This window comes from Streptomyces sp. NBC_00390 (genome assembly GCF_036057275.1).
In the GTDB taxonomy this organism is placed as follows: domain Bacteria; phylum Actinomycetota; class Actinomycetes; order Streptomycetales; family Streptomycetaceae; genus Streptomyces.
The window spans coordinates 1,991,413-2,012,957 of record NZ_CP107945.1; the positions used below are offsets into that span (position 1 = coordinate 1,991,413).

General features: G+C 71.2%; 18 protein-coding genes and 1 riboswitch. Of the genes, 1 reads left to right on the forward strand and 17 read right to left on the reverse strand.

What is annotated here, in order from left to right; genetic code table 11:
* Window positions 1-21 precede the first annotated feature (21 nt).
* The 10 genes from OHS70_RS08280 to OHS70_RS08325 form a co-directional block, all read right to left on the reverse strand.
* The gene (locus OHS70_RS08280; protein WP_328395221.1) at window positions 22-870 is read right to left on the reverse strand and encodes an aldo/keto reductase; all 849 of its coding nucleotides are present in this window, start codon (window positions 868-870) and stop codon (window positions 22-24) included.
* On the reverse strand, window positions 867-1,871 hold the full coding sequence (locus OHS70_RS08285; protein WP_328395223.1) for a quinone oxidoreductase family protein: 1,005 nt from the start codon (window positions 1,869-1,871) through the stop codon (window positions 867-869). The genes OHS70_RS08280 and OHS70_RS08285 overlap by 4 nt, the downstream gene beginning before the upstream one ends.
* A complete protein-coding gene (gene ilvE / locus OHS70_RS08290; RefSeq protein WP_328395225.1) occupies window positions 1,868-2,836 on the reverse strand; it encodes a branched-chain-amino-acid transaminase in 969 nt (322 codons plus the stop codon). Before ilvE ends, OHS70_RS08285 begins: the two co-directional genes overlap by 4 nt.
* Complete coding sequence (locus OHS70_RS08295) at window positions 2,833-3,516, reverse strand: HAD family hydrolase (protein ID WP_328395227.1); 684 nt, start codon at window positions 3,514-3,516, stop codon at window positions 2,833-2,835. The genes ilvE and OHS70_RS08295 overlap by 4 nt, the downstream gene beginning before the upstream one ends.
* Window positions 3,513-4,844 (reverse strand): D-arabinono-1,4-lactone oxidase, encoded by a 1,332-nt coding sequence (locus OHS70_RS08300; protein ID WP_328395230.1) that lies wholly within the window; start codon window positions 4,842-4,844, stop codon window positions 3,513-3,515. The genes OHS70_RS08295 and OHS70_RS08300 overlap by 4 nt, the downstream gene beginning before the upstream one ends.
* Before the next feature lie 250 nt (window positions 4,845-5,094).
* Window positions 5,095-5,973, reverse strand: a complete 879-nt coding sequence (rfbD, locus tag OHS70_RS08305) for a dTDP-4-dehydrorhamnose reductase (protein ID WP_328395232.1) — start codon at window positions 5,971-5,973, stop codon at window positions 5,095-5,097.
* Entirely contained in the window at window positions 5,973-6,647 is a 675-nt protein-coding gene (locus OHS70_RS08310; RefSeq protein ID WP_328395234.1) for an RraA family protein, read from the reverse strand. Before OHS70_RS08310 ends, rfbD begins: the two co-directional genes overlap by 1 nt.
* A gap of 52 nt (window positions 6,648-6,699) precedes the next feature.
* Window positions 6,700-8,613, reverse strand: a complete 1,914-nt coding sequence (locus OHS70_RS08315; protein WP_328395236.1) for a transketolase C-terminal domain-containing protein — start codon at window positions 8,611-8,613, stop codon at window positions 6,700-6,702.
* A gap of 25 nt (window positions 8,614-8,638) precedes the next feature.
* A complete protein-coding gene (locus tag OHS70_RS08320; RefSeq protein ID WP_328395238.1) occupies window positions 8,639-9,448 on the reverse strand; it encodes an SDR family oxidoreductase in 810 nt (269 codons plus the stop codon).
* Window positions 9,449-9,455: 7 nt separating this feature from the next.
* Window positions 9,456-10,538, reverse strand: coding sequence for an N-acetylneuraminate synthase family protein (locus OHS70_RS08325; protein WP_328395240.1), 1,083 nt, complete (start codon window positions 10,536-10,538; stop codon window positions 9,456-9,458).
* Between the two features lie 158 nt (window positions 10,539-10,696).
* Here OHS70_RS08325 and OHS70_RS08330 point away from each other — a divergent pair, with 158 nt between their 5' ends.
* Window positions 10,697-11,716: a LuxR C-terminal-related transcriptional regulator gene (locus tag OHS70_RS08330; RefSeq protein WP_328395242.1), complete on the forward strand. Its 1,020-nt coding sequence runs from the start codon at window positions 10,697-10,699 to the stop codon at window positions 11,714-11,716.
* A gap of 118 nt (window positions 11,717-11,834) precedes the next feature.
* Here the strand turns inward: OHS70_RS08330 and OHS70_RS08335 are convergent, their stop codons facing one another.
* The 7 genes from OHS70_RS08335 to OHS70_RS08365 form a co-directional block, all read right to left on the reverse strand.
* Complete coding sequence (locus tag OHS70_RS08335; RefSeq protein ID WP_328395244.1) at window positions 11,835-12,728, reverse strand: quinone oxidoreductase family protein; 894 nt, start codon at window positions 12,726-12,728, stop codon at window positions 11,835-11,837.
* On the reverse strand, window positions 12,721-14,178 hold the full coding sequence (locus tag OHS70_RS08340) for a methylaspartate mutase (protein ID WP_328395246.1): 1,458 nt from the start codon (window positions 14,176-14,178) through the stop codon (window positions 12,721-12,723). The genes OHS70_RS08335 and OHS70_RS08340 overlap by 8 nt, the downstream gene beginning before the upstream one ends.
* Window positions 14,175-14,669 (reverse strand): cobalamin-dependent protein, encoded by a 495-nt coding sequence (locus tag OHS70_RS08345; RefSeq protein WP_328395248.1) that lies wholly within the window; start codon window positions 14,667-14,669, stop codon window positions 14,175-14,177. The genes OHS70_RS08340 and OHS70_RS08345 overlap by 4 nt, the downstream gene beginning before the upstream one ends.
* Window positions 14,670-14,716: 47 nt before the next feature.
* On the reverse strand, window positions 14,717-15,865 hold the full coding sequence (locus OHS70_RS08350; protein ID WP_328395250.1) for a stearoyl-CoA 9-desaturase: 1,149 nt from the start codon (window positions 15,863-15,865) through the stop codon (window positions 14,717-14,719).
* A 907-nt stretch (window positions 15,866-16,772) separates the two neighbouring features.
* Window positions 16,773-17,639, reverse strand: a complete 867-nt coding sequence (locus OHS70_RS08355) for a transglycosylase SLT domain-containing protein (RefSeq protein WP_328395252.1) — start codon at window positions 17,637-17,639, stop codon at window positions 16,773-16,775.
* A gap of 4 nt (window positions 17,640-17,643) precedes the next feature.
* Window positions 17,644-17,804: riboswitch (cyclic di-AMP (ydaO/yuaA leader) on the reverse strand.
* A 395-nt stretch (window positions 17,805-18,199) separates the two neighbouring features.
* Complete coding sequence (locus tag OHS70_RS08360) at window positions 18,200-19,585, reverse strand: FAD-binding oxidoreductase (protein ID WP_328395254.1); 1,386 nt, start codon at window positions 19,583-19,585, stop codon at window positions 18,200-18,202.
* Between the two features lie 110 nt (window positions 19,586-19,695).
* Window positions 19,696-21,363, reverse strand: a complete 1,668-nt coding sequence (locus OHS70_RS08365; protein ID WP_328395256.1) for a helix-turn-helix transcriptional regulator — start codon at window positions 21,361-21,363, stop codon at window positions 19,696-19,698.
* Between the last annotated feature and the right edge of the window lie 182 nt (window positions 21,364-21,545).

Consider the following 21,545-nt stretch of genomic DNA (forward strand, 5'->3'; position numbering starts at 1 on the left):
CGGTGGTCTTCTGCCTTCCGGTCAGGCCAGCATGGACAGACGCGCGAACTGGTCGTCGGTGAGCTCGATGTCCCTGGCGCGCACGTTCTCCTCCAGATGGGCGACGGAGGAGGTGCCCGGGATCGGGATCACCACGGGAGAGCGGCGCAGCAGCCAGGCGAGTGCCACCTGGGCGGGCGTGGCGCCGAGCTCCTCGGCGACGCCGGCGACGGGACTGCCGGGACCGGCGTGCTCGCCGCGCGCGATGGGCAGCCACGGGATGAAGGCGATGTTCTCCCGCGTGCAGTGGTCGAGGACGGCCTCGTGCGAACGGTTGGTGAGGTTGAACAGGTTCTGCACGCTGACCACGTCGAAGTAGGCCTGTGCCTCTTCGATCTGCGCGACGGTGACCTCGGAGAGTCCGAGGTGGCGGACCTTGCCCTCCTTCTGCAGCTGGGCGAGCGCGCCGAACTGGTCGGCGGCCGGTACCTGCGGGTCGATGCGGTGCAGCTGGTAGAGGTCGATGCATTCGACCCGCAGCCGCCGCAGGCTCAGTTCGCACTGCTGGCGCAGGTACTCGGGGCGGCCGAGCGGCTTCCACTCCTGCGGCGAGGGCCGGCTCTGGCCCGCCTTGGTGGCGATGACCAGGCCGTCCCGGTAGGGGTGGAGCGCCTCGGCGAGCTGCTTCTCGTTGGTGCCCGGACCGTACGCGTCGGCGGTGTCGATGAAGTCGACACCCAGCTCGACCGCGCGGCGGGCGACCTCGAGGGCGCCCTGCGGGTCCGCGGGCAGGCCCCAGTTGAGCTCGCCGGTGAGCCGCATCGCCCCGAAGCCCAGGCGGCTGACTGTCAGGTCGCCGCCGATGCTGAAAGTGGCGGGATTGTCGCTCATGAGGTGTCTCCGTTCGTGGTGCCGGTGGTGAGCAACAGCTTCCCGGTGGACACGCGGCCCTCCAGGGCCTGGTGGGCCTGTGCAGCCCGCTCCAGGGGGAAACTGCCGCCGATGTGGACGTCGAGCCGGCCGCCCGCGACGAGGCCGAACACGGCGGCGGCTCGATGGGTCAGTTCACCAGCTGTGGCGATGTGGTGGTCGAGATTCGGCCGGGTGACGAACACCGACCCGGCGGCGTTGAGCCGCTGCAGATCCACCGGCGGTACCCGTCCCCCTGACTGCCCGAAGACCGCGAGGGTGCCACGGGGGCGCAGCGAGTCCAGGCTCGCGTCGAAGGTGGGAGCGCCGACCCCGTCGTAGACCGCAGCCACTCCTTCGCCGTCGGTCAACTCCCTTACGGCGGCGGCGATGTCGTCCTGACCGTGCCGCAGGACCTGCCACGCTCCCGCCGCGCGGGCGGCCTTCTCCTTCTCGGCGGTCGACACCGTGCCGATGACCCGGCCGCCCCGCAGCCGTACGAGCTGGCTGAGCAGCAGCCCCATGCCCCCGGCGGCGGCGTGCACGAGCACCGTGTCACCCGGCCGCACCTGGTAGGTGTCGTGGGTGAGGTAGTGCGCGGTCATCCCCTGCAGGATCACGGCGGCCGCCGTGGTGCAGGGCATCGTGTCCGGCACGGCGACGGCCCGGTGGGCGGGGATCACCGCGAGTTCGGCGTAGCCGCCGGGCTGGTTGGCCCAGGCGACCCGGTCGCCGATCCGGTGCGGGCCGGGGCCGGTGTCCGTCGCGGGCCCGACGGCGACGACGACTCCCGCGGCCTCGGCGCCCGGGACGAAGGGCAGTGGCCCGGGATAGACCCCCGAACGCCGGTAGACGTCGATGAAGTTGACGCCCGCCGCCTCGACCGCGACGAGAACGTCCCCGGGGCCCGGGCGTGGGTCCGCCGCCTCTTCGGCGCGCAGGACGTCCGGGGCGCCGAACTCCCGTACCAGGACCGCCTTCATGAGAGCGGGACCTCCGTGATCCACTGAGGGAAGCGGTCGTCCTCGCCGCGCATCAGCCGGCCGTAGGCCTCGGAGAGCCGGCGGGTCACCGGTCCGGGGGTCCCGTCGGCGACCCGCAGCCCGTCGATGGTCGTGACGGGAAGGATCTCCCAGGCCGTGCCCATGAAGAAGATCTCGTCGGCGAGGCAGAGCTCGCTGCGGTCCACCTCGCGTTCCTCGACCGGTACGCCTTGGGTACGCAGCAGGGCGAGCGCGGTGTCCCGGGTGATGCCGGGCAGGACGCCGCTGCTGAGCGAGGGGGTGGCGACGACGCCGTCGCGTACGAGCGCGAGGCAGGCGCCCGCGCCCTCGCTGACCTTGTGCCGTTCGTTCAGCATGACCGGCCAGTCATGGCCGTTCTCGCGGGCCTCCATCATGGCGAGCCGGCCGTTGTGGTAGTTCGAGAACGCCTTGGCGCGCGGCGGCATCGAGGACTCCCCGACCCGCAGCCAGGAGCTGACGGCGGCCCGGCAGCCGCGCTCCGTGTCGAGTGCGCTGCGGAACGGCCAGGAGTCGACGATCACTTCGCACAGCGCGTCGGCCGGGACCATCTGCTCCCGGATGATGCCGCCCGGGAAGGCCCAGGGCCGCAGATAGGCGTCCTGCCGGTAGTCGTTGGCGGTGAGCAGCTCCATCACGGCCCGGTGGAGTTCCTGCGCCGTGTGGGGCAGGGTGAGCCGGCACAGCCGTGCGGAGTCGGTGAGCCGGCGCAGGTGGTCGTCGAGCCGGAAGACCAGCAGCCGCTGTCCGTCGGCGGCGAGATAGGCCTTGATGCCCTCGAAGACGGCGGCGACGGAGGCATGGCCGACGGCGTTGACGTGGACGGCGGCCTCGTCCCAGGGCACGAGCGCGCCCGAGCGCCAGATCCACTCGGGGTTCGCGGTGCCGGGGCTGGCCAGGGTCTCGAGTGCGGCTGCGGTGGTCATAGGGCGGGGGTCCCTTCGGTGCGGACTCCGTCCGCCAGGAGGTCGTAGTGGGTCAGGGAGGGCAGTACGACATCGGCGTGTGCCAGCTCGCCCGGGTTTCCGGCGCCGTTGGGCACGGCGACGCAGCGCAGTCCGGCGGCCTTGGCCGCGCGCACGCCGATCGCCGAGTCCTCGAAGGCGACCACGGCGGCGCCGGGGTGGCCGAGACGGCGCAGGGCCAGCTCGTACAGGTCCGGGTGCGGCTTGTGGCGCTCGGCGAGGTCTCCGGTCACCAGGAACGCGAAGCGGTTGCGCACACCGAGCCGGTCCAGATGCGGTGCCACCCATGCGTGCGGTGCGCTGGAGACGACGGCGGCCGGCACTCCCATGCCCCCGGCGGTGTCGAGCAGTTCACGCACGCCGGGCCGTAGCGGCTCGCTGCGGCACAGCCGCCCCTTGCGCTCCTTTCGCCGCGCCACCAGGGCGGGCACGTCCGCGCCGCCGATCAGCTCCGCGAGACGGCCGGCGGCCAGTGCCTCGCCGTCGGCGCGGCCCACCATGGAGCGCCACAGCTGGTCCGGGAACCGGAGTCCGCACTCGGCGTAGATCTCCTGCCAGGCGAGGTGTCCGCAGCGTTCGGTGTCGCAGATGAGCCCGTCGAAGTCGAACAGGAGGGCGTCCGGTGCGGCCGTTGCCGTCATCGGGCGGCCCCGGCGGGTGCCACGGCCGTCACCGGCCCGAGGACGTTGTCCGCGTACTCGTTGGAGAACACCCCGGCCGGGTCGAGCAGGGCGCGGATGCGCTGGAAGTCCTTCCAGCGCGGGTAGCGCGGAGCGAGCACTTCGGCGGTGGCCGTGTGCGCCTTGCCCCAGTGCGGACGTGCCTCGAACTCGCGCAGCACATGTTCGGCCGCGCGCAGGATCTCGATCTGGCCGGCGGTGCGCGGAACGGTGAGGTTGAGATAGCCCGTGGCGCGTCCGTAGGCCGGGCTGAGCGGCAGATCGTCGCCCGCGCCGACCCGTACGAGGACCGAGTACGGCGAGTAGGCGCCGAGCCTGCGCAGCACGGGCCGCAGGGCCCGCAGCGCCTCGGCCGTGCGGCCGAGCGGCAGCGCGTGCTCCATCGCCAGGAACTTCACCGGCTGCGGGAAGGTGAAGACCCGGTGACTGGCGTCGGTGTACGGCGCGTCGGGCCACAGGCCGCCGAGATGGCGGGTCAGCCAGGGCACGGTGGACGCGCCGCCGGCCCGGCCGGCCTGACCGGTCAGCCCGCACCGCACCTCGTCCAGGGTGGTGGCGTAGCGACGCAACGGGGCGCGCGGCGTGGGCGGTTCGTCGGTGCGGTCGACGGAGCGGAGGCTGACCTGGTCGGTCCAGGGCAGCCAGTTGAGGCTAGGGTGCTCGCTCTGTCCCGCCCAGTCGGTGAAGCGCTCCAGCAGCGCGTCCAGGGGCTCGGAGCGCAGCTGGTGCCGGAGGTTGAACTGGGGTACGCAGCGCAGGGTGACGGTGGTGAGCACGCCGAGCGTGCCCAGCGCGGTGCGTACGCTCGCCCACAGGTCCGGGTCGTCGCCCGGGCCGATGTCGCGCACCTCGCCGTCGGCGGTCGCGAGGCGGACCCGGGTGACCTGCCCGGACAGCGGCTGATGCGCCAGGCCGGTGCCGTGGTTGCCGGTGGACAGGGCACCCGCAACCGTCTGGTCGGCGAGGGTGCCGATGTTCTCCAGGGCGAGTCCCTGCCGGTCGAGCGTCTCGCACAGGGTGCCGATCCGCGTGCCGGCGCGGACGGTGACCTCACCGGCCGCGCGGTCGACGGCGACGACCCCGGTGTACGAGGTCAGGTCGAGCAGCACGCCCGGTGTGGTCGCCAGACGGTTGAACGAATGGCCGGTGCCGGCCGCCCGCACGGTCAGTCCGCTGCCGGCGGCGGCGCGCACCGCCTGGACGATCTCGTCCTCGCCGGTGGGGCGGAGGAGCTGCGCGGGAGCGCAGCCGACCGTGCCCGACCAGGTGCGCCAGGTGGATCGCTGCACGTGTACTCCTATTCCTTGTGGCTCGGCTCGCCTCCGGGGCGCCCAAGACGGCGTCGACGGTCGATCGTGCTCGGTCCCTCGTTCCTCGGGACCTGCGCGCGTCCTCCCTCTCGACGCCGCCGCGCCCCTTCGGCTCACTCGCCCATGGCGTGGATGCTCCTGCTCGGGCGCGCGCAGTGGCGCTCCCGGACGTGCCGCCCCTGCGGCAGGGTCCGGCCCGGCGACGGGCCATGCAGGCAGGGACACGTACTCACTGCTGCGCGCAGAACCGTTCCAACGCGTCCCGCCAGTGCGGCAGGGTCAGGCCCAGGGCTGCCGACCGGGCGGTGGACAGCGACGAGTCGCGCGGCCGGCCGCCGACGAAACCGCACTCCGCCATGGTCAGCGGCTTGGGTTCGGGCAGGTCGGGACGGAGTTCACGCAGGGCGAGGCCGACGTCGTACCAGCTCGCCCTGCCCGCGTTGGCGACGTGGATCGTGCCGCTGACCGGCTCGGGGCGGGTGAGCAGGAAGACCAGGGCCCGGGCCAGGTCCACGGTGTACGTGGGCAGGCTGTACTGGTCCGCGACCAGGGCGGCCGGTTCTCCGGTGACGCCCTGGCGCAGCGCGGCCAGCACCACGTCGACCCGCTCGTCCGCCCCGCCGAACAGCCATGAGGTGCGGACGGACAGGGCCCGGTCGTCCAGCAGAGCGCAGATGCGCTCGCCGGCCAGCTTGGTCAGCCCGTACACGCTCAGCGGGCTGGGCAGATCGGTCTCCCGGTAGCCGCCCTCGGGCGGGGTGGCCCCGTCGAAGACGTAGTCGCTGGAGATGTGGACCAGCCGGGCGCCGGTGCGGCGGCAGGCGTCGACGACATTGCGTACGCCCGCGACGTTGACGCGCAGCGCCATCGCCGGGTCCCGCTCGCAGTCGTCGACGACGGCGTGGGCCGCGGTGTGGACGACGACATCGGGCCGGAAGGCGTCGATCGAGCGGGCGACCGCCGCCGCGTCCGCGATGTCGTGGTCCTTGAGCGAGACGCCCCGGACCTGCCAGCCGCCGGCCGCGTCGTCGGCGGCCAGTGCGGCGGTGAGGGCGGTGCCGAGCATGCCGTCCGCCCCGGTGAGATACAGCCGGGTCGGTCCGCTCATCACAGGTGACCGAACTCTTCGAGCAGCTCCAGCACGGTCGCTCCGGAGGAGATCTTCTCCCGGATGGTGCGTTCCTTGCCGATGTTGAGCCGGGTGCCTTCCAGCACGTCCTGGGCGAGGACGGGCGGGACGACGGCGATGCCGTTCTCGTCCGCGACGAGGATGTCGCCGGGGTTGATGACCTGACCGCCCACCACGACGGGCACGTTGACCTGGACGGGCTCGGTGCGGTCGTGCACGGCGGTCGGCGAGGGCCGCGGCACCGTGGACCTGTACCAGAGCGGGAAGTCCAGGTCGCGGATCTCGTCGACGTCCCGCACGGCGCCGTCGACGATGCCCGCGGCGATCCCCGCCTTGAGGGAGAGGGTGGACATCAGCCCGCCCCACATGGCGGTCAGCGGGGTGCCGTGACAGGCCACGACGATGACGTCGCCGGGCTCGGCGCGGGCGAGCACCGGCATGCAGTCGACGAGGTCGTCGATGGACAGGTTCACGGTGAGGGCGGGGCCGACGACCTTGTGCGTGTGGCGCACGGTCGAGAAGCCGCCGATCGCGCCGACGCGGCGGCGGGCGTCGGTCACCAGACAGCTGGGGCTGTACTCCTTGAGGACCTCGCGGAACGCGTCCACGATCTCCTGGGGCGGTCGCGTGAGGTCGTTGTAGACCGTTTCCATCAGTACGTACTCCTGTTCAGCAGGGCTCGGCGGGATTCGGGCTCGGCAGAGCTCAGCGGGTGACGGCAGCGCGCAGGGCGTCGGCGAGCGCGGCAGCGTCCAGGCCGTGTGCGGCCAGGGCCTCCGGCTCGGTGCCGCACCGGGGCACCTCGGTGAGACCGATCCCGTGGAAGCGGGGTGCGGTGTCGAGACCCAGTTCCAGCAGGGCCCGGGCGACGGTGTCGGCCTGCCCGCCCTGCGTGTAGTGGTTCTCGACCACGGTCAGTGTTGTGGCGCGCGCGACCAGTTGGGCCAGCCACTGGGGGTCCGCCCGGTTCAGCCAGGGCAGTTCCACCACCGTCAGCTCGATACCTTCGGCGGCCAGCGACTCGGCCGCGTAGAGCAGCTGCGCGAGGACGACGGGGCCCGAGCCGATGGCGACGGCACCTCCTCCCTCGCGCACCACCCGGCCGTGTCCGACGCGCAGCGGCGCCGCGGGCAGGGCGTCCACCTCGCTGCGCACGGGCGCGGAGACCAGCCGCAGATACACGCTCTCGGCGGCAGCGGCGCAGAACTCCACGGCGGCGCGGACCCCGGCCGCGTTGGCGGGTTCCAGGACCAGCAGACCTGGTACGGCGCCCAGCGCGCTGATGTCCCGCACCGCTTGGTGGGAGTGGCCGGGGGCGGCGGGCAGCAGTCCCGCGAGCGAGCCCGTGTAGACGATCCGGCGTCCCTCGGTGGCGTTGTTGTAGATCTGCTCGTTGGGTCGGGAGTGCAGGAAGCAGGAGAAGGAGTGGACGAAGGGCAGCCGGCCGCCCGCGGCGAGGCCGCCGGCCGCGGACACCATGTCCTGCTCCGCGATCCCGAATTCGAAGAACCGGTCCGGGAACTGCTCGGAGAACGGAATGAGCCCGGTGTCCAGGACCAGGTCGGCGTCGAGTGCGACCACCCGCGCGTCGCGGCGGGCGAGCTCCACCAAGGCCTCGCCGTAGACCTGCGGCAGTCGCTTCGGTGCCACGTCGACGGCCGGTGCGGGGGCCGGGGCCACTTCCTCGGTGCGCAGCTCGCCCAGGCCGTGCCTCTCCAGCAACTCTGCCGCAGCCGCCGCGAGTTCGGCGTAGGCGGAGCGGTGGTCGTCGGCGGAGGGGGCGCCGCTGTGGAAGCGGTACATCCACTCGCCCTCGCGGAGGGAGGTGGTGGCCGCGAAGGTGTCGCAGCCGGCGCCCTTGACGGTGTCGGCGATGATCACGGCCGGTCCGTCGGGGAAGCTCTCGGCGCGTTTACGGAAGACGGCCTCCAGCTCCATCGGGTCGTTGCCGTCGCAGCGCAGCGCTCCCCAGCCGAAGGCGCGGAACTTGGCCTCCAGGTCGCCGAGATCGCTGACATCGGCGACCCAGGTGTCGGACTGGATCTTGTTGTGGTCGACGATGACGGTGAGCTCGCGCATGCCGTGCCGCACGGCCCCGGCGAGCGCCTCCCAGTTCTGCCCCTCCTGCAACTCGCCGTCGCCGGTCAGCACGTAGACCCGTCGGGCGCGGCCGTGCAGCCGGTCGGCGAGGATCAGGCCCTTGGCCTTGGAGATGCCCATGCCGAGCGAGCCGGTGTTGAACGGCATGTGCGGGGTGTGCACATCGGGGTGGCCCGGCAGCCCGTCGATCCGGCGCAGTGCGTGCACCAGCTCCTCGTCGAGCGCACCGAGGCCGATGAGCGCGGCGTACAGGCCGGGCGCGTCGTGCCCCTTGGAGGAGAAGTAGACGTCGCCGTCGTCATCGAACGGCCGTCGCATCTCGCTCAGATGAAGATGGGTGACGATGTCGGCTGCGCTGAAGCTGGAGCCCAGATGGCCGGATCCGGCCCGCATGATCATGTAGAGGGTGTTGATCCGGCTGAGCGTGCTCACGGCTCGCGCCCGGTCGTACGGGTCGGGGATCTGCTCGCGTACCCGGGCGAACTCGGCCGCCGGCACCCAGTGCAGGGTGGTGGTCATGGCTGACTCCGTAGGTCGTGGGTGGTCACCAGCACACGAATCCGCCGTCGACGACGAGTTCGGTCCCGGTGACATAGCGGCTCATGTCGGAGGCGAGGAACAGCAGCGGTCCGACGAGGTCGTCCTCGGTCGCCATGCGCCGCAGGGGAACCCGGGCGGTGAACTTCTCCCGGAACTGCGGGTCCTGTCCGCCCAGCACCCCGCCGGGCGAGAGGGTGTTGACGCGGACACCGGACGGTCCCCAGAGGGTGGCCAGATAGCGCGTCAGTGCGGCGACCCCGGCCTTGGACATGCCGTAGGCGGGCGGTTTGAGGAACGGCGGGTCCAGCTCGATGTGGTCGTAGAAGCGCGGGTCCGGTGCGACGGTCCCGTACAGCGAACCGACGTTGATCACCGAGCCCCGCCGGCGCCGGGCCATCTCGGTGCCGAACACCTGGCAGGTACGCAGCACCCCGGCCGCGTTCACGTCGAGGACGGCGCTGGAGAGCTCCTCGGGGATGTCCTCGAAGAGCCAGCTGCCCGACTGCGCGGACGGCGGCTGGTCGATGCCGGCGTTGTTGACGAGGACGGCGGGCGGGCCCAGCCGGGTGAGGCAGTCGTCCAGGGCGTGCTGCAGGCTGCTGCGGTCGGTGACGTCGCCGTACTGGAAGGCGAACCGGCCGGCACCCCCGCCCTGGGCATCCTCGGCGTACTGCTTGAGCGCCCCGTCCTCGGGCTCGACCCGGTCGAGCCCGAAGACGTCGGCACCCGCCTGGAGCAGAGCCCTGGTCCACACCCGGCCGAGCTTTCCGCCCACTCCGGTGACCACGGCGACTCTGCCGGTCAGGTCGGACACCACAGGGTCAGCCCGCCTGTCCCGCGCCGGCGGCGGCAGGGACGGGATCGAGCAGTTCCGGGGCGAAGGCGCCGTCTGCCGGGAGCGGCTCGCGCAGCGCGCGGCCCAGCACCTCGTCGAGCCGGTACGGCTTCATGCCGTCGCCCGGGGAGCGGGCGATGACGTCCTCGACGGTGACCGTGTGACCGGCCGGCAGATCGCGTACCGCGACCAGTTTCTTGCCCATCTTGCGCACGGCCGGTGCCTCACGCTCGCTGCACACCTTCTGCGGCGAGCCCAGCGTCCGGCGCGTGCGGTCCAGCGACTCGGTCAGGTCGGCCAGCAGCTGCGGATCGAGCGAGAAGTGGTGGTCGCTGCCCGGGCGGGTCTGGTCGAGCGTGAAGTGCTTCTCGATCACCCGGGCGCCCACCGTGTACGCCAGACAGCTCGCTTCGTTGCCCAGGTCGTGGCCGGAGAATCCGATCACCACGTCCGGGAACTCCTGCCGGTAGGTCTCGATCACCGACAGGTTCAGGTCGTCGGGACCGGCCGGGTAGACGGCGGTGCACTGGAGCAGCGCCAGCCGGTCGTTGATCGGCAGGACGGTGTCCACCGCCCGCCGGACCTCGTCCATCGTCGCGCCGCCGGTGCTGACGACCAGCGTCTTGCCGGTCTTGGCCGCGTAGGCGAGGAGAGGGGTGTTGGTGAGATCCGCCGAGGCGATCTTGATCGCCGGCAGATCAATGTCCATCAGGAAATCCACCGACGGCATGTCGAAGGCGGTGGAGAGGAAATCGATGCCCAACCCCTTGGCCAGTTCGGCCAGGTGCCGGTACTCGTCGCGCCCGAACTCCAGGAATTCGCGATGTTCACCGTAGGTGGCGCCGTAGCTGTTACGGCCGGTGTACGGCTGGTTGTACATCTCCCGTGTGAACAACGTCTTGTTGTCACGCTTCTGCAGCTTCGCGGCCGCCGCACCGGCGGCCGCAGCCTGCCGGAACAGCTCTTCCGCTTTTTCCAGGCTGCCTTCGTGGTTGTGACCGATCTCCGCGATGACATAAGCCTCGGTGTCATCTGCGATTCGCCGGCCGGATATCTCAAGTTCGCGCATACCTGTGCCGTCTTCCTTCCAATTCCGGATTACTCGACGACATTTCGCGGGCCCACAAGCAATCCTGCCACCGCCGGGACGGCAACAAAAGAAATCCTTGTGTCATAGCGCTGTCCTAAGATGGCCAGTCCACTAGTGGACTCGGACGGAACGGACGTATGGCGACATCAAACAGACCAAACGCCCCCGAACTGGACAGCACCTGCGTGGCGGCGTACGACCACGCCGTACGCCAGGGTGTCTTCGATGACAGCGATGTCGCCGAGCAACTCGCTTTAGGCGAGGCCGAGGTGCTGCGCATCCGGACCGTGCTCACCGACCTGCGCCTGCTCATCTGCGGCGAGGACGGCAGTGCGACGGTCCCCGCCAGCCCCGAGATCGCGGAGGCCGAGCTCTCCGCCCATCTGGAGGCCGGCATCATCGAGCGACGGGAGCAACTGGCCCGCATCCACCGCCAGATGCGGGCCCTCGCTCCGGTCTACCGTGCCCACCGGCATCTGCCGCAGGCGTCCCAGAGTGTGCGGCTGGTCGAGGACCCGGCGGTGGTACGGCGCGAACTGGCCGCGGCCACCCGCGCCTGCACCTCCGAGGCGTTCACGGTCCAGCCGGGCGGCGGGCGCAGCCCCGAGGCGCTCAACGAGGCGATCGCGCGGGACACGACGATGCTCAAGCGCGGTGTGACCATGCGCATCCTCTACCAGCACACCGTGCGGGCGAACCTCGCCACCCGCACCTACACCCGCAAGGTCACCGAACTCGGCGCCGAGGTGCGCACGGCCGAGGAGATTTACGAGCGGCTGATCATATTCGACCGGTCGCTGGCCTTTGTCCCGCAGGAACGGGTGGGCGGCCGGCCGCCGGGCGCCGCGATCGTGACCGACGAGACCATCGTCGGTCATCTGTGGCGCATGCACGACAAGATGTGGCAGTCCGCCAGCCCGTACGACCCGCGTGACGTCGACTACGCCAGCACCTCGGAGGAGATCAAGGCCTCCATCCTGCGTCTGATGGCCACCGGTCTGAAGGACGACGTCATTGCCCGCAAGCTGGGTATGGCCACCCGGACCTGCCGCCGCTACATGGCGGGCATCATGGACGAACTCGGCGCCACCAGCCGGTTCCAGGCCGGAGTGCGAGCCACCTCGCTCGGCATGGTCAAACCGGACCCCAACCCGTGACGCTGAGCAGCGCCACAGCCGGCGCCACGGCTGAACCGGGCGCGGCCCGGACACACCGGTGGCCGCCGGCGGTGCCGGCGGCCACCCTCGTACGCGGCGCTCCGGGCGCCCGCCACCCTCAGGGGAGCAGCAACAGCTTCCCGGTGGTGGCCCGGTCCGCCAGCATCCGGTGCGCCTCGGCCGCCTGCTCCAGCGGCAGTTCGCACGAGACGAGCGGCCGGATCGCACCTGCGGCAAGCAGCGCGAAGACCTCCGCCGACCGGGCGCGCAGCTCCTGGCTGCCCGCCACATGGTCGCCGAGCGTCGGCCGCGTCACGTACAGCGAACCGCCGGAACGCAGCAGCCCCGTGTCGAGCGGCGGCACCGGACCGCTGGACGCGCCGCAGAGCACCAGCATCCCGCGCCGGCCGAGAGCGGTCAGGCTGTCCCCGAAGGTGACCGCGCCCACCGAGTCGTAGACGACGTTCGCCCCCGCACCGCCGGTGAGTTCGCGCACCCGGGGGCCGAACCCCTCGTAACGCAGCGTGTGCCGGGCGCCCGCCTCCAGCGCCACCTTCTCCTTCTCCGCACTGGACACCACCGCGATGACCGTCGCCCCGCGGTGTGCGGCCAACTGCACGAGCAGCGTGCCCAGTCCGCCCGCCGCGGCCAGCACCACGACCGTGTCCCCCGCGGCCACGGGGTACGTGTCATGGGTCAGATAGTGGGCGGCCAGCCCCTGCAGCAGTACGGCGGCGGCGTCCCGCGCCGTCACCCCCTGGGGCACCGGGACCAGCCCGGCCTCGGGCACCGTCGCCAACTGCGTGTAGGCGCCGCGATGGGTCGCGTACGCCACCGTGTCTCCGGGCGCGAAGCCGGTGACGTTGCCGCCGGCGGCCACGACCGTGCCGGCCGCCTCCTGACCGGGGATGAAGGGAAGTTCGCTGGGGTACGTGCCGTCTCGGTAGTACACGTCGATGAAATTGACGCCCACCGCCTCGTTGCGCACCAGGACCTGACCGGGCTCAGGCACTGGCTGCGCCGACTCCTCGGTCGCGAGCTGTTCGGGTCCTCCCGGCCGGTGTACTCGGACGGCTTTCACGGGGTCCTCCCTCAGGCTTGTCGCTCGTCTTGCCCACAGTCTCCCCGAACAGCAGCGGAAAGTAGTTGATGTCCGCGGTGAGTTCGGCGAGCAGCGAACCGATCCGGGGCTCCGCGCCCGGCACGGCGCGCAGCAGCTCACCATGGCGTCGCAGGCTCCGGGCGGACAACGGCAGCCGGCCGGCCGACAGATAGCGGATCGCTCCGGTGGCGTCCCGCCGCGGGATCACCTCGGACCGGGCGTGCCTGCTGGCGCTGAACGGGATGTCGAGACGGCCGTCGGCGAAGGCGTCGACCACCGCGGTGCGCGTGTCGGGCCGTTCGAGTACGGGCTCCACGATCTCCGCCACCTCGGTGAGGATCCCGTCCAGTTCCTCGGCGGCCGCCTCCTCGTCGGGTGCGACGAAGCCCAGCAGCGGGGAGTTGGCGCGCTGCGCGAGCCGGATGCCCGCGGCGTTCGCGGCCGCGTCCGGGATCCCGTACGCCTCCTGATACGTCTTGGTGAGCAGCTTGGAGGCGCCGCCGAGCCGGGCGGCCAGCGCCCCGTACAGGATCAGGTCCTCGGCGTTGCCCCTCTCCTTGGGGAAGACGCCCATGAACTCGTGCAGCACGGCGTGCACTTCGGTCCCGGACGGCAGATAGCGGCGCGCCAGCAGGGGGATCGCCCGCAGCGCGGCGACGTCCTGGGCGAGATGCCCGCCCTGGGGATACGCCACCGAGATGCACCGCACCCCGGCGCGGGCCGCGAAATGCGCCTCCAGCACGCTGACGGCGAGACTGACCGAGGGCGGCACCAGCACCGCGGTGAGCGTGCCGAACAGCTCCCGGTCCACGGTGACCCCGAGCTCCGCCAGCTCGCCGCAGCGCCGGTCCACCGCATCCCACGCGGCCAGCGAATCGGCGAGCGGCACGTCCTTGGAGTAGGGCAGGTTGTACGAGATCCCGCCGCCTTCGAAGGACGTGATGCCGGACGCCACGGCGACCTCGAACATCAGCCGGGCGTCCGGGGAGCCGTGCCGGATCTGCAGCGGGGCGGCAACGGCCTCGTTGAGCTCCCGGCCGCGCTGCCAGCCGTGCGCCACCAGCGGGTAGCCGTTGAGTTCGCGCGGGCTGAGATGGGCGAGCCTGAGGGCCCGCTCGAACCGTCCGAGCCGGGTGTGCGAGTCGATGGTGACCGTGAGCAGATCGGGGGCGCCCTGTGCGGCCAGCTCCAGGAGCAGCTCGCGCATCGCGTCGTGGGCGCCGACCCCGCAGCGCGGCTGCACGGCCACCCGGCCCGACGCCCGGGCCCGGGCCAGCACATCGGCAGCCGTCGGTTTGCCCAGCGAACGGATGTAGCCGACCGAATCCGCGAGCGACGGCAGCGGGGCCCCCTCCGTCATGATGCGGCGGCGCGCGACCGGGCAGCGGCCCCGGCGGCGCGCTCGTCACGCAACTGGTCCAGGACTGCGGGGAGTTCGGAGGGGTCCTCGAGGATCCGGTCCACTCCGAGGGCGTAGAGCCGGTCGAGTGCGGCAGCCTCCTTGTGGCTGCCGACCGACAGATTGCCGCCGAGTACGACGGGGCACACGATGGCGCCGGACTCCCTGGCCGCGGGCAGGTCCCGCAGGTCCTCCAGGGCATGGCCGTTGAGGCTTCCGATGATCACCGCCTCGGCCTCGGGGTGCTGCGCGCAGGCGGCGGCGAACTCGCTCACCGGGGTGCACGTCCCCAGGTTGATCACCTCGAAGCCGAGACTGCGCAGGGCATGGGCGATGAGATGGTTGGCCACGGCATGTGCGTCGCTGGCCGCGACACCGAGGATGACGGACCGTGGGCGGTGGTCCGGCCCGTACTGATCGAGGTCGTGCTGGCGCAACGGCTGCTCCGTCATGTGATCCGTCCTGATGGCTGGTGCCGGGCGGGCGGCTGCCGGGCCCGTCAGTCGTCGAACGCGGCGAAGAGTTCCCGCTTGCTCACCGAGGCGATGCGCCCGGCGTCGTACTCCTCGGGGTCCGCGGCGGCGATCGAGTCGAAGACCCGGTTGATGGCGGGGACGAGGCCCCAGACGTGCTCGTAGCCGGGCCAGCCGCGGTGCCCCGAGTCGAGATCACGCTGCCGGGCGAAGAGGTAGTCGTACCACTCCCGGCTGGAGGGATAGCGGTGGTGGTAGTCGTGCACGACGGTGTCACCGGTGAGCACCAGATAGCGGGCGGGCGCGTGCACGAACAGCATCCGCGCGACCCAGCGGCACCAGGCCCCGGCACCTTGCCCCGTCGGGGCGGCCTCGCCGATGAAGATGGCATTGGTCAGGCTCGCGAAGTACGCACGGCCACGGCGCACTTCGGTCCCGGCGGGCGGGAAGGTGTGCTTCACGCAGAGCCGCAGGGTGTTGCTCATCTGGAAGAGCGGGATCAGCGGTACGCACCACACCACGAGGAACACCGGCCAGGTGCCGGTCACCAGGGTGAGGGCGGCCGATCCGCCGTACAGCACGGTGGCGGTGGCCTTTTCGGCCACCGCCGAGGCGCTCCAGAACGACCGTACCCGCGCGAGCGCGAACTGGAGGTGGAACAGCGGCGAGAACAGCTTGCCCAGCACCCGCCACCACATCGCCTCCCGCGTCATGCCCGGTCGCAGGCCGAGGCTGATCAGGAAGGCCTGCACGGTGGGGTCGCGGAGCGTCATGTGGTGCGCGGCATGGTGATCGGCCACATGCTCACGGCTGTAGCGCTCGAAATTCTGGATCACCAGGATCGAGGAGACCGCGCGGCCGATGGCGATGTCCGTCGTGCGGCGGCGGTACATGTTGCGGTGCGAACACTGGTGAAAGATCATCATGCGCAGATTGCGCATGCCGTGCAGGGTGACGGCCCATCCGGCCGGCAGGACGAGCAGCCACCAACTGCCGAGAATCCAGGCGATGGTGGACAGCGCGCTGCCCGTCACCATGGCGGTCGTGGCGGCGATCAGGTGGTAACCGGCCGTCCAGCCCGGCGAGTTCTGGCCCTCGATCGGTTTTCCGGTGAACAATGTCAGCCGATGCTGCAGGAATCCCGGGAGGACGCGCATCGTTTCCCGGGGATCCATTCCGTGATGGTTCTGATCACTTCCCGCCGGCCGCAGCGACTCCGCCGCCATCCCGCCCCTCTCACAGTTTCCGTCGCACGGCCCGGGCCGGAACCTGCCCGGGCCGATGGCTCAATTACGCCGAAACGTGGGGTGTTTCAGTCCCAGCCCGTGTCCTCGCCCTTTGCGCCGCCAACCGGAACGGAGGCGTCCCATCCGGTGTCACTGAGAACGCCCCCGGAAACCGGATGAGACGCATCCCATTTACCGTCATGACCTGCGGACTTGGCGGCTAAGACCGTTCCGGCACCGCCTGCGATCAGCGCACTCGTGAATGCCGCGACCACGGCACGGTGAATACGACGTGGCATGTGTTTCTCCCCCTCAATCACACCGCGCCGGGCAGCGCGGTGAATTGCTATTGACTCGATACTGCCAGCTGCGGAGGGGCAGTTCGGGGTAATGCGGTGTCCGCAAAGGGACAGGCCAGAAGTGGACTTGGACAGAACGGGCCCTCACGGCCCCGGGGCTGGTCACGGCAGGGGCCGTTGACGGTTGCTCCGAGTGGGGGGTTTCCATGGGGGCAATGACTGACGGCCCTGGGGCCGGCCAGGGCCGGGCCGTTGGCGGCCCGACGGTCCCCGGGCTGGTCACGGCAGGGGCCGTTGGCGGTTCCTGGGAGTGGGGGGTTTCCATGGGGGCGATGACTGACGGCCCCGGGGCCGGCCAGAGCGGGCGACCTTGGTGGTTGGCGGCCAGGACCGGGTCGTCAAGGTCGTGGCAGGGTGTCGGTCCGAAAGGCGCCGGGAGGCCGGAGGACTCGGCCACCGTCGGGCTCCGGCCCGATGTCGGCCCGCCGCACTCCGGCTGTCAGGGCAGCACAATGCCCGGGGCTCCGCCGAACCCCGGGCATCGCAGAGCTGTCGGGTCAGTAGGGACCGTTCACGTTGTCGATCGAACCGTACTTGTCGGCGGCGTAGTTGCACGCGGCCGTGATGTTGGCGACGGGGTCGAAGGGGTCCATCGCGGTGCCCGGGACGTGGTAGGCGGCGAAGGTCGGGTCGATGACCTGGAGGAGTCCCTTGGAGGGCGTTCCGGCCGCGGCGTTGGAGTCCCAGTTGTTCATGGCCTGCGGGTTGCCGGAGGACTCGCGCATGACGTTGCGGTGGATGCCCTCGTAGGTGCCCGGAATGCCCTCCCGGCCCATGATGTCCAGCGACTCCCTGATCCAGCCGTCGAGGTCGTTGGTGTACACCGGGGCGGCCTGCGGGGCCGACTCCGGCGCGGACTGCGTGGCAGCGCCGCTCTCGGCGGCCGGTGCGCTGGAGCGCTCGGAACGGTCGGCACGGTCGGACGAGGAAGGCCGCTTCTCGGCGGGGGCCGGCGTCTCCGCCTTTGCCTCTGCCTTTGCCTTGGTCTTTGCCTTCGCGCCGACCGTCAGCTTGAGGCCCGGGTGAATGAGCGAGGGGTTGTCGCCGACGGCCTCGCGGTTGTCCTTGTACAGCTGCTTCCAGCCGCCGCTCAGCGAATGCTGGCCCGCGATCTTGTAAAGGGAGTCGCCGGGCACCACGGAATAGGTGACGGGCCTGATCTTCTCAGCGGCCACCTTCGTGGCGACGGCGACGGTCGGTGCCACGGCCTGTTCGGCGGCCACGGCCGTCGTCGGCTGCGCCGCGCCGGCGGAGGTCGCTCCCAGCATCGGGAGGGCGAGTGCGGCACCGCCGGTACCCGCGGCGACGAAACTGCGAGTGAGGGGGCTGGACTTGGGACGGCGGTGCTTACCCTTTGCAGGCATGACGAATTCCTCTCCGTCGCCTGCGAGGTGAGCTGTCGGGTTCGGGCTGGAGATGCCCGGTCGCACGGGGAGTGCGACTTCACCCCGAGCCGTTCCGGATGCCGGATCGGCGCTTACCTGGGTCCCCCGCTCCTGCCTACGTCCGTGAGTGGGTGCGGTTCCGGACAGCGGCAGGATTCGGCGGTCCGTCCGGATTGAGGTGACCGTAGGCGAGGCCCATCGGATGGAACAAGCCCGAAATTCACACCACAATCCGCCCAATGAATCCGATCATGGGAAATGCGTGATCAATTCCTGGCAGTACTGCTCAACTTGCCACCCCTGGAAGGGAAATGAACCGAGGGACAAAACTGCACATCTCTGCACTCGTGACCCATATCACTCACAACAACAGGAACAGTCGTCGCCGTGACGGCGCATCAGAAAGCGACAAGCGGGGTAACTTGTCGCTATAGAGACACCTCTATAGAAATTCGGACTAATCACCCCACATGCCGCGTTCTCCCTCATGATCGGGAACGGTGCAGTTCAGAGCCTCAGGGGCGGCGTCGGAGGGCTGCTCAGGGTGCGATGTTGTGGTTCAGGCGGAAGAGGTTGCCGGGGTCGTAGCGCCGCTTGAGTGCCACCAGGCGGTCGTAGTTCTGCCGGTAGTTGGTCCGCACCCGGTCCTGGTCGTCCTGGTCCATGAAGTTCACATAGCCGCCGGCCATGGAGTACGGCCGGAGGGCGGCGGCGTAGTCGCGGGCCCAGCCGGTGGCGGCGTCGCAGTCGGCGCGCGTCAGCAGGGTCGGGCTGAGAGCCGTCGAGAAGCCGGCGTCCCGGTAGGCGAAGGCGGTCTCCTCGGGCCCCACCCGGTGGCAGGCACCGTCGATGGGGAAGATCACCGTCGTGCTCTGGATCGTGGGGGTGGTGGCGCCGTACTCGACATGCGCGTCGAGCGCCCCGTCGGGCAGACCGTGGCTGAAGGTGCCCTTCCAGTAGTGGAAGAGGCCCGCCGGCAGCAGCTCGTCGAAGAGAGTGTTGATCACCGGATAAGGCATCCGATCGAGGTGCCGCCCCACGACCGGTCCGAGACCGGCGAGCCGTGCACGGATGCGGTCGTCCTGGTCCCGGGGGCCGCTCCAGCAGGTCACGACTGCGCACAGGGGCCGCCCGTGCCACCGCTCGGGCAGGAAGGGCAGCGCCGGCCCGAGTCCCACGACGAGCAGCGCGCCGAGCTCGTCCCCGGAGTCAGCGATCAGCTCGCGGTACCCCCGCATCACGTCGGCGTCCAGGGGATAGAACGTCGGCCCGCCGAGGATGTCGGCCACAGGATGCAGCCGGTACTCGAACGATGCGACGACCCCGAAGTTGCCGCCTCCGCCCCGCAGCGCCCACAGCAGGTCCGCCTCGTGCTCCGGCGTACAGGTCCGGAATGATCCATCGGCCGTGACCACATCCGCCGAGAGCACATTGTCGCAGGCCAGACCGCATCTCCGGGCCAGATGACCCATGCCGCCCCCGGTGGTCAGACCGCCGATTCCGGTGGTGGAGACGACACCACCCGTGGTCGCCAGGCCGAAGGCGTGCGTGGCGTGGTTGAGATCCGCCCAGGTGCAGCCGCCCTCGGCCCGAGCGGTGCGCGCCCCGGGATCGACCCGGATGCCGCGCATGCCCCCGAGGTCGAGCACCAGGCCGTCGTCGCAGGTGCCGTACCCGGCGACACTGTGGCTGCCGCCGCGCACCGCCAGCCGCAGATCCCGCTCGCGGGCGAAGTCGACGGCGGCGACGATGTCGGCCGTGTCAGCGGCCCGGACGATGATCGCCGGCCGCCTGTCGTGCACCGCGTTGTAGACCTTGCGGGCCTGCTCGTAGCCCGCGTCGCCGGGCCGGAGCACGTCGCCGTGTACAGCTTCCCGGAGCTGCTGCGCCTGTGTGTCGTCGAGTGCCGGTGTGAAGGTGGTCATGGCCGCCACCGCCTTTCCCTCAGCACCGTTGTAATCCCGGGGCCGGGTGGCGCTCATCGCCGTAACCGCCCATTGCGCCGCGGCACGCATGGGCAGAACCGCCTATGCGCTCACGCCAGGCCGTGGGTGTACGCGTAGGCGGTGGCGGCCGCCCTGGAGGGCACGTCGAGCTTCGCGAAGATGTTGTTCAGATGGCGGGCGACGGTGTGCTCGCTGATCACCAGCTCGGAGGCGATGGACCGGTTGGTCCGGCCGGCTGCCACAAGACGCAGCACCTCGGCCTCACGCTGGGTGAGCTCGCCCGGCAGACGGTGACGCACGTCACTGAGCAGGGCGGCGGCCCTTCGCGCGTCCGGGGCCGCGCCGAGGCGTTCGAAGACCGCCCGTGCCGCCTGAAGCTCCAGCCGCGCCCCTTCGGCGTCCCCGGCGGCCCGGTCCGCGGCGGCGAGTGTCATCCGTACCTGCGCGGCCTCGTACGGCACCCCCAGCTCCAGCCAGAGCGCCAGCGCCCGGTGCAGCAGAGGCAGGGCGCGTTCCGGCTCCTTCTCCGCGAAGGCGACCGCCCCACGGGCCGCGGCGGCCGTCGCGTGCAGCACCGTGGTCCCGGACTCGCACCGCTGCTGCCACTCGCGTGCGATCGACTCCAGCTCCTCAGCGGCCGTGCGGGCCTGGTCGAGCTCTCCGAGCGCGAGCGAGACCTCGACCTGCGCGGCGAGCAGCCGGCAGCGGCCGACCCGTGTGCCGCCGTCCCGGCCCGCCACCGCGAGCCGGAGCGCGGCGGCGGCGGACTCCGCCTTGCCCTGAGCCAGGCGCAGCAGGGCAAGGCCGGGCTGCGGGTCGCGGCCGAGCTCGTGGGCCCGCGCGTACGAGGCCTCGGCCGCGGCCAGGTCGCCGCGCCGCCGCTGGATGCCGGCGGTCAGATAGATCGCCTCCGCGGCGACCCGGGCCTCGTAGGGCAGCAGCTCGGGGACGCTCAGCGCGGCTGCGGTCTCGGCCCGGGGCCAGTCACCGCAGAGCTCGAGCACCTCGACCTGGTGGACTCGGCACAGACCCCGGTAGTTGTTCTCCGCCGGCATCGAGGCGCACCAGGCCATGGCGGCGTCGGTCCACTCGACGGCCCGTTCCAGGTCTGCGCAGGCCATGCACTGCTGGAGGCCGAGGCAGTAGAGCCAGCCGGTGAAGAGCGGGCTGAGCTCCCCCGCCATGGCCGAGCACATGGCGTCGTCGAGCAGGGCGAGCCCGGCGGCCACCCGGCCCTCGGCCAGCAGCACGCTCGCCTGTGCCTCGGTGCTCATCGCGGCGAGATCCGCGCTGCCGCAGCGCCGTGCGATGCCGGCCATCCGGCCGGCACAGCTCATGGCCTCGCCGAACGCACCGCGCCGCTGTGCCTCCTCCGCCTCGACCCAGGCGAGATAGCACTGCTCCACGCATTCGGGCTCGTCCGCGAGGTGCCGCCGAGCCCGCCCGAGCCACCCGGCGGCTGCCGCCGTCCGCCCGGCCAGCTGGTACTCGTAGTGGAGCATCCACGCGGTGAATCCGGCCTGCCGGTCGGCGCCCGCCGCCGCATAGCCGGAGTAGGCCCTGGTCCGCGCCTCGACCGATTCCTCGACCTTGCTGTTCCACCAGGCCGCGTCCGCCAGCACGGCGAGATCGTCGGGGCCGAGGTGATCGGCGTCCACGTCGCGCAGGAGTGCGTACGCCTCCGCCCACGCCTCCCGGCCGGCGGCTGCCCGGGCCTGGTCGATCGCCCGTTCGTCGCCGCTGCTCCGATCAGCCATCGCGACTTCCTTCACGCACTCCTGATCAGCACCGACCCCTTACCAGGATAGGAGCGGGCGGCGCGATCGCTCGTGCGGAAAGGACTCGTCGCGCCGGCCCTCGGGTGCGAAGGCGCGCTGCGGACGGCTGGGACGCCGTGCGTACAGTGGCGCTCGGCGGTCTCTGTCGTCAGGGCCGCACG

What these genes read in the sequence shown, in the direction of transcription:
- OHS70_RS08280 (WP_328395221.1), bottom strand. Translation starts at nt 870, where the DNA reads ATGAGCGACAATCCCGCCACTTTCAGCATCGGCGGCGACCTGACAGTC.
- OHS70_RS08285 (WP_328395223.1), bottom strand. Translation starts at nt 1,871, where the DNA reads ATGAAGGCGGTCCTGGTACGGGAGTTCGGCGCCCCGGACGTCCTGCGC.
- ilvE (WP_328395225.1), bottom strand. Translation starts at nt 2,836, where the DNA reads ATGACCACCGCAGCCGCACTCGAGACCCTGGCCAGCCCCGGCACCGCG.
- OHS70_RS08295 (WP_328395227.1), bottom strand. Translation starts at nt 3,516, where the DNA reads ATGACGGCAACGGCCGCACCGGACGCCCTCCTGTTCGACTTCGACGGG.
- rfbD (WP_328395232.1), bottom strand. Translation starts at nt 5,973, where the DNA reads ATGAGCGGACCGACCCGGCTGTATCTCACCGGGGCGGACGGCATGCTC.
- OHS70_RS08310 (WP_328395234.1), bottom strand. Translation starts at nt 6,647, where the DNA reads ATGGAAACGGTCTACAACGACCTCACGCGACCGCCCCAGGAGATCGTG.
- OHS70_RS08315 (WP_328395236.1), bottom strand. Translation starts at nt 8,613, where the DNA reads ATGACCACCACCCTGCACTGGGTGCCGGCGGCCGAGTTCGCCCGGGTA.
- OHS70_RS08325 (WP_328395240.1), bottom strand. Translation starts at nt 10,538, where the DNA reads ATGCGCGAACTTGAGATATCCGGCCGGCGAATCGCAGATGACACCGAG.
- OHS70_RS08330 (WP_328395242.1), top strand. Translation starts at nt 10,697, where the DNA reads ATGGCGACATCAAACAGACCAAACGCCCCCGAACTGGACAGCACCTGC.
- OHS70_RS08340 (WP_328395246.1), bottom strand. Translation starts at nt 14,178, where the DNA reads ATGACGGAGGGGGCCCCGCTGCCGTCGCTCGCGGATTCGGTCGGCTAC.
- OHS70_RS08345 (WP_328395248.1), bottom strand. Translation starts at nt 14,669, where the DNA reads ATGACGGAGCAGCCGTTGCGCCAGCACGACCTCGATCAGTACGGGCCG.
- OHS70_RS08350 (WP_328395250.1), bottom strand. Translation starts at nt 15,865, where the DNA reads ATGGATCCCCGGGAAACGATGCGCGTCCTCCCGGGATTCCTGCAGCAT.
- OHS70_RS08355 (WP_328395252.1), bottom strand. Translation starts at nt 17,639, where the DNA reads ATGCCTGCAAAGGGTAAGCACCGCCGTCCCAAGTCCAGCCCCCTCACT.
- OHS70_RS08360 (WP_328395254.1), bottom strand. Translation starts at nt 19,585, where the DNA reads ATGACCACCTTCACACCGGCACTCGACGACACACAGGCGCAGCAGCTC.
- OHS70_RS08365 (WP_328395256.1), bottom strand. Translation starts at nt 21,363, where the DNA reads ATGGCTGATCGGAGCAGCGGCGACGAACGGGCGATCGACCAGGCCCGG.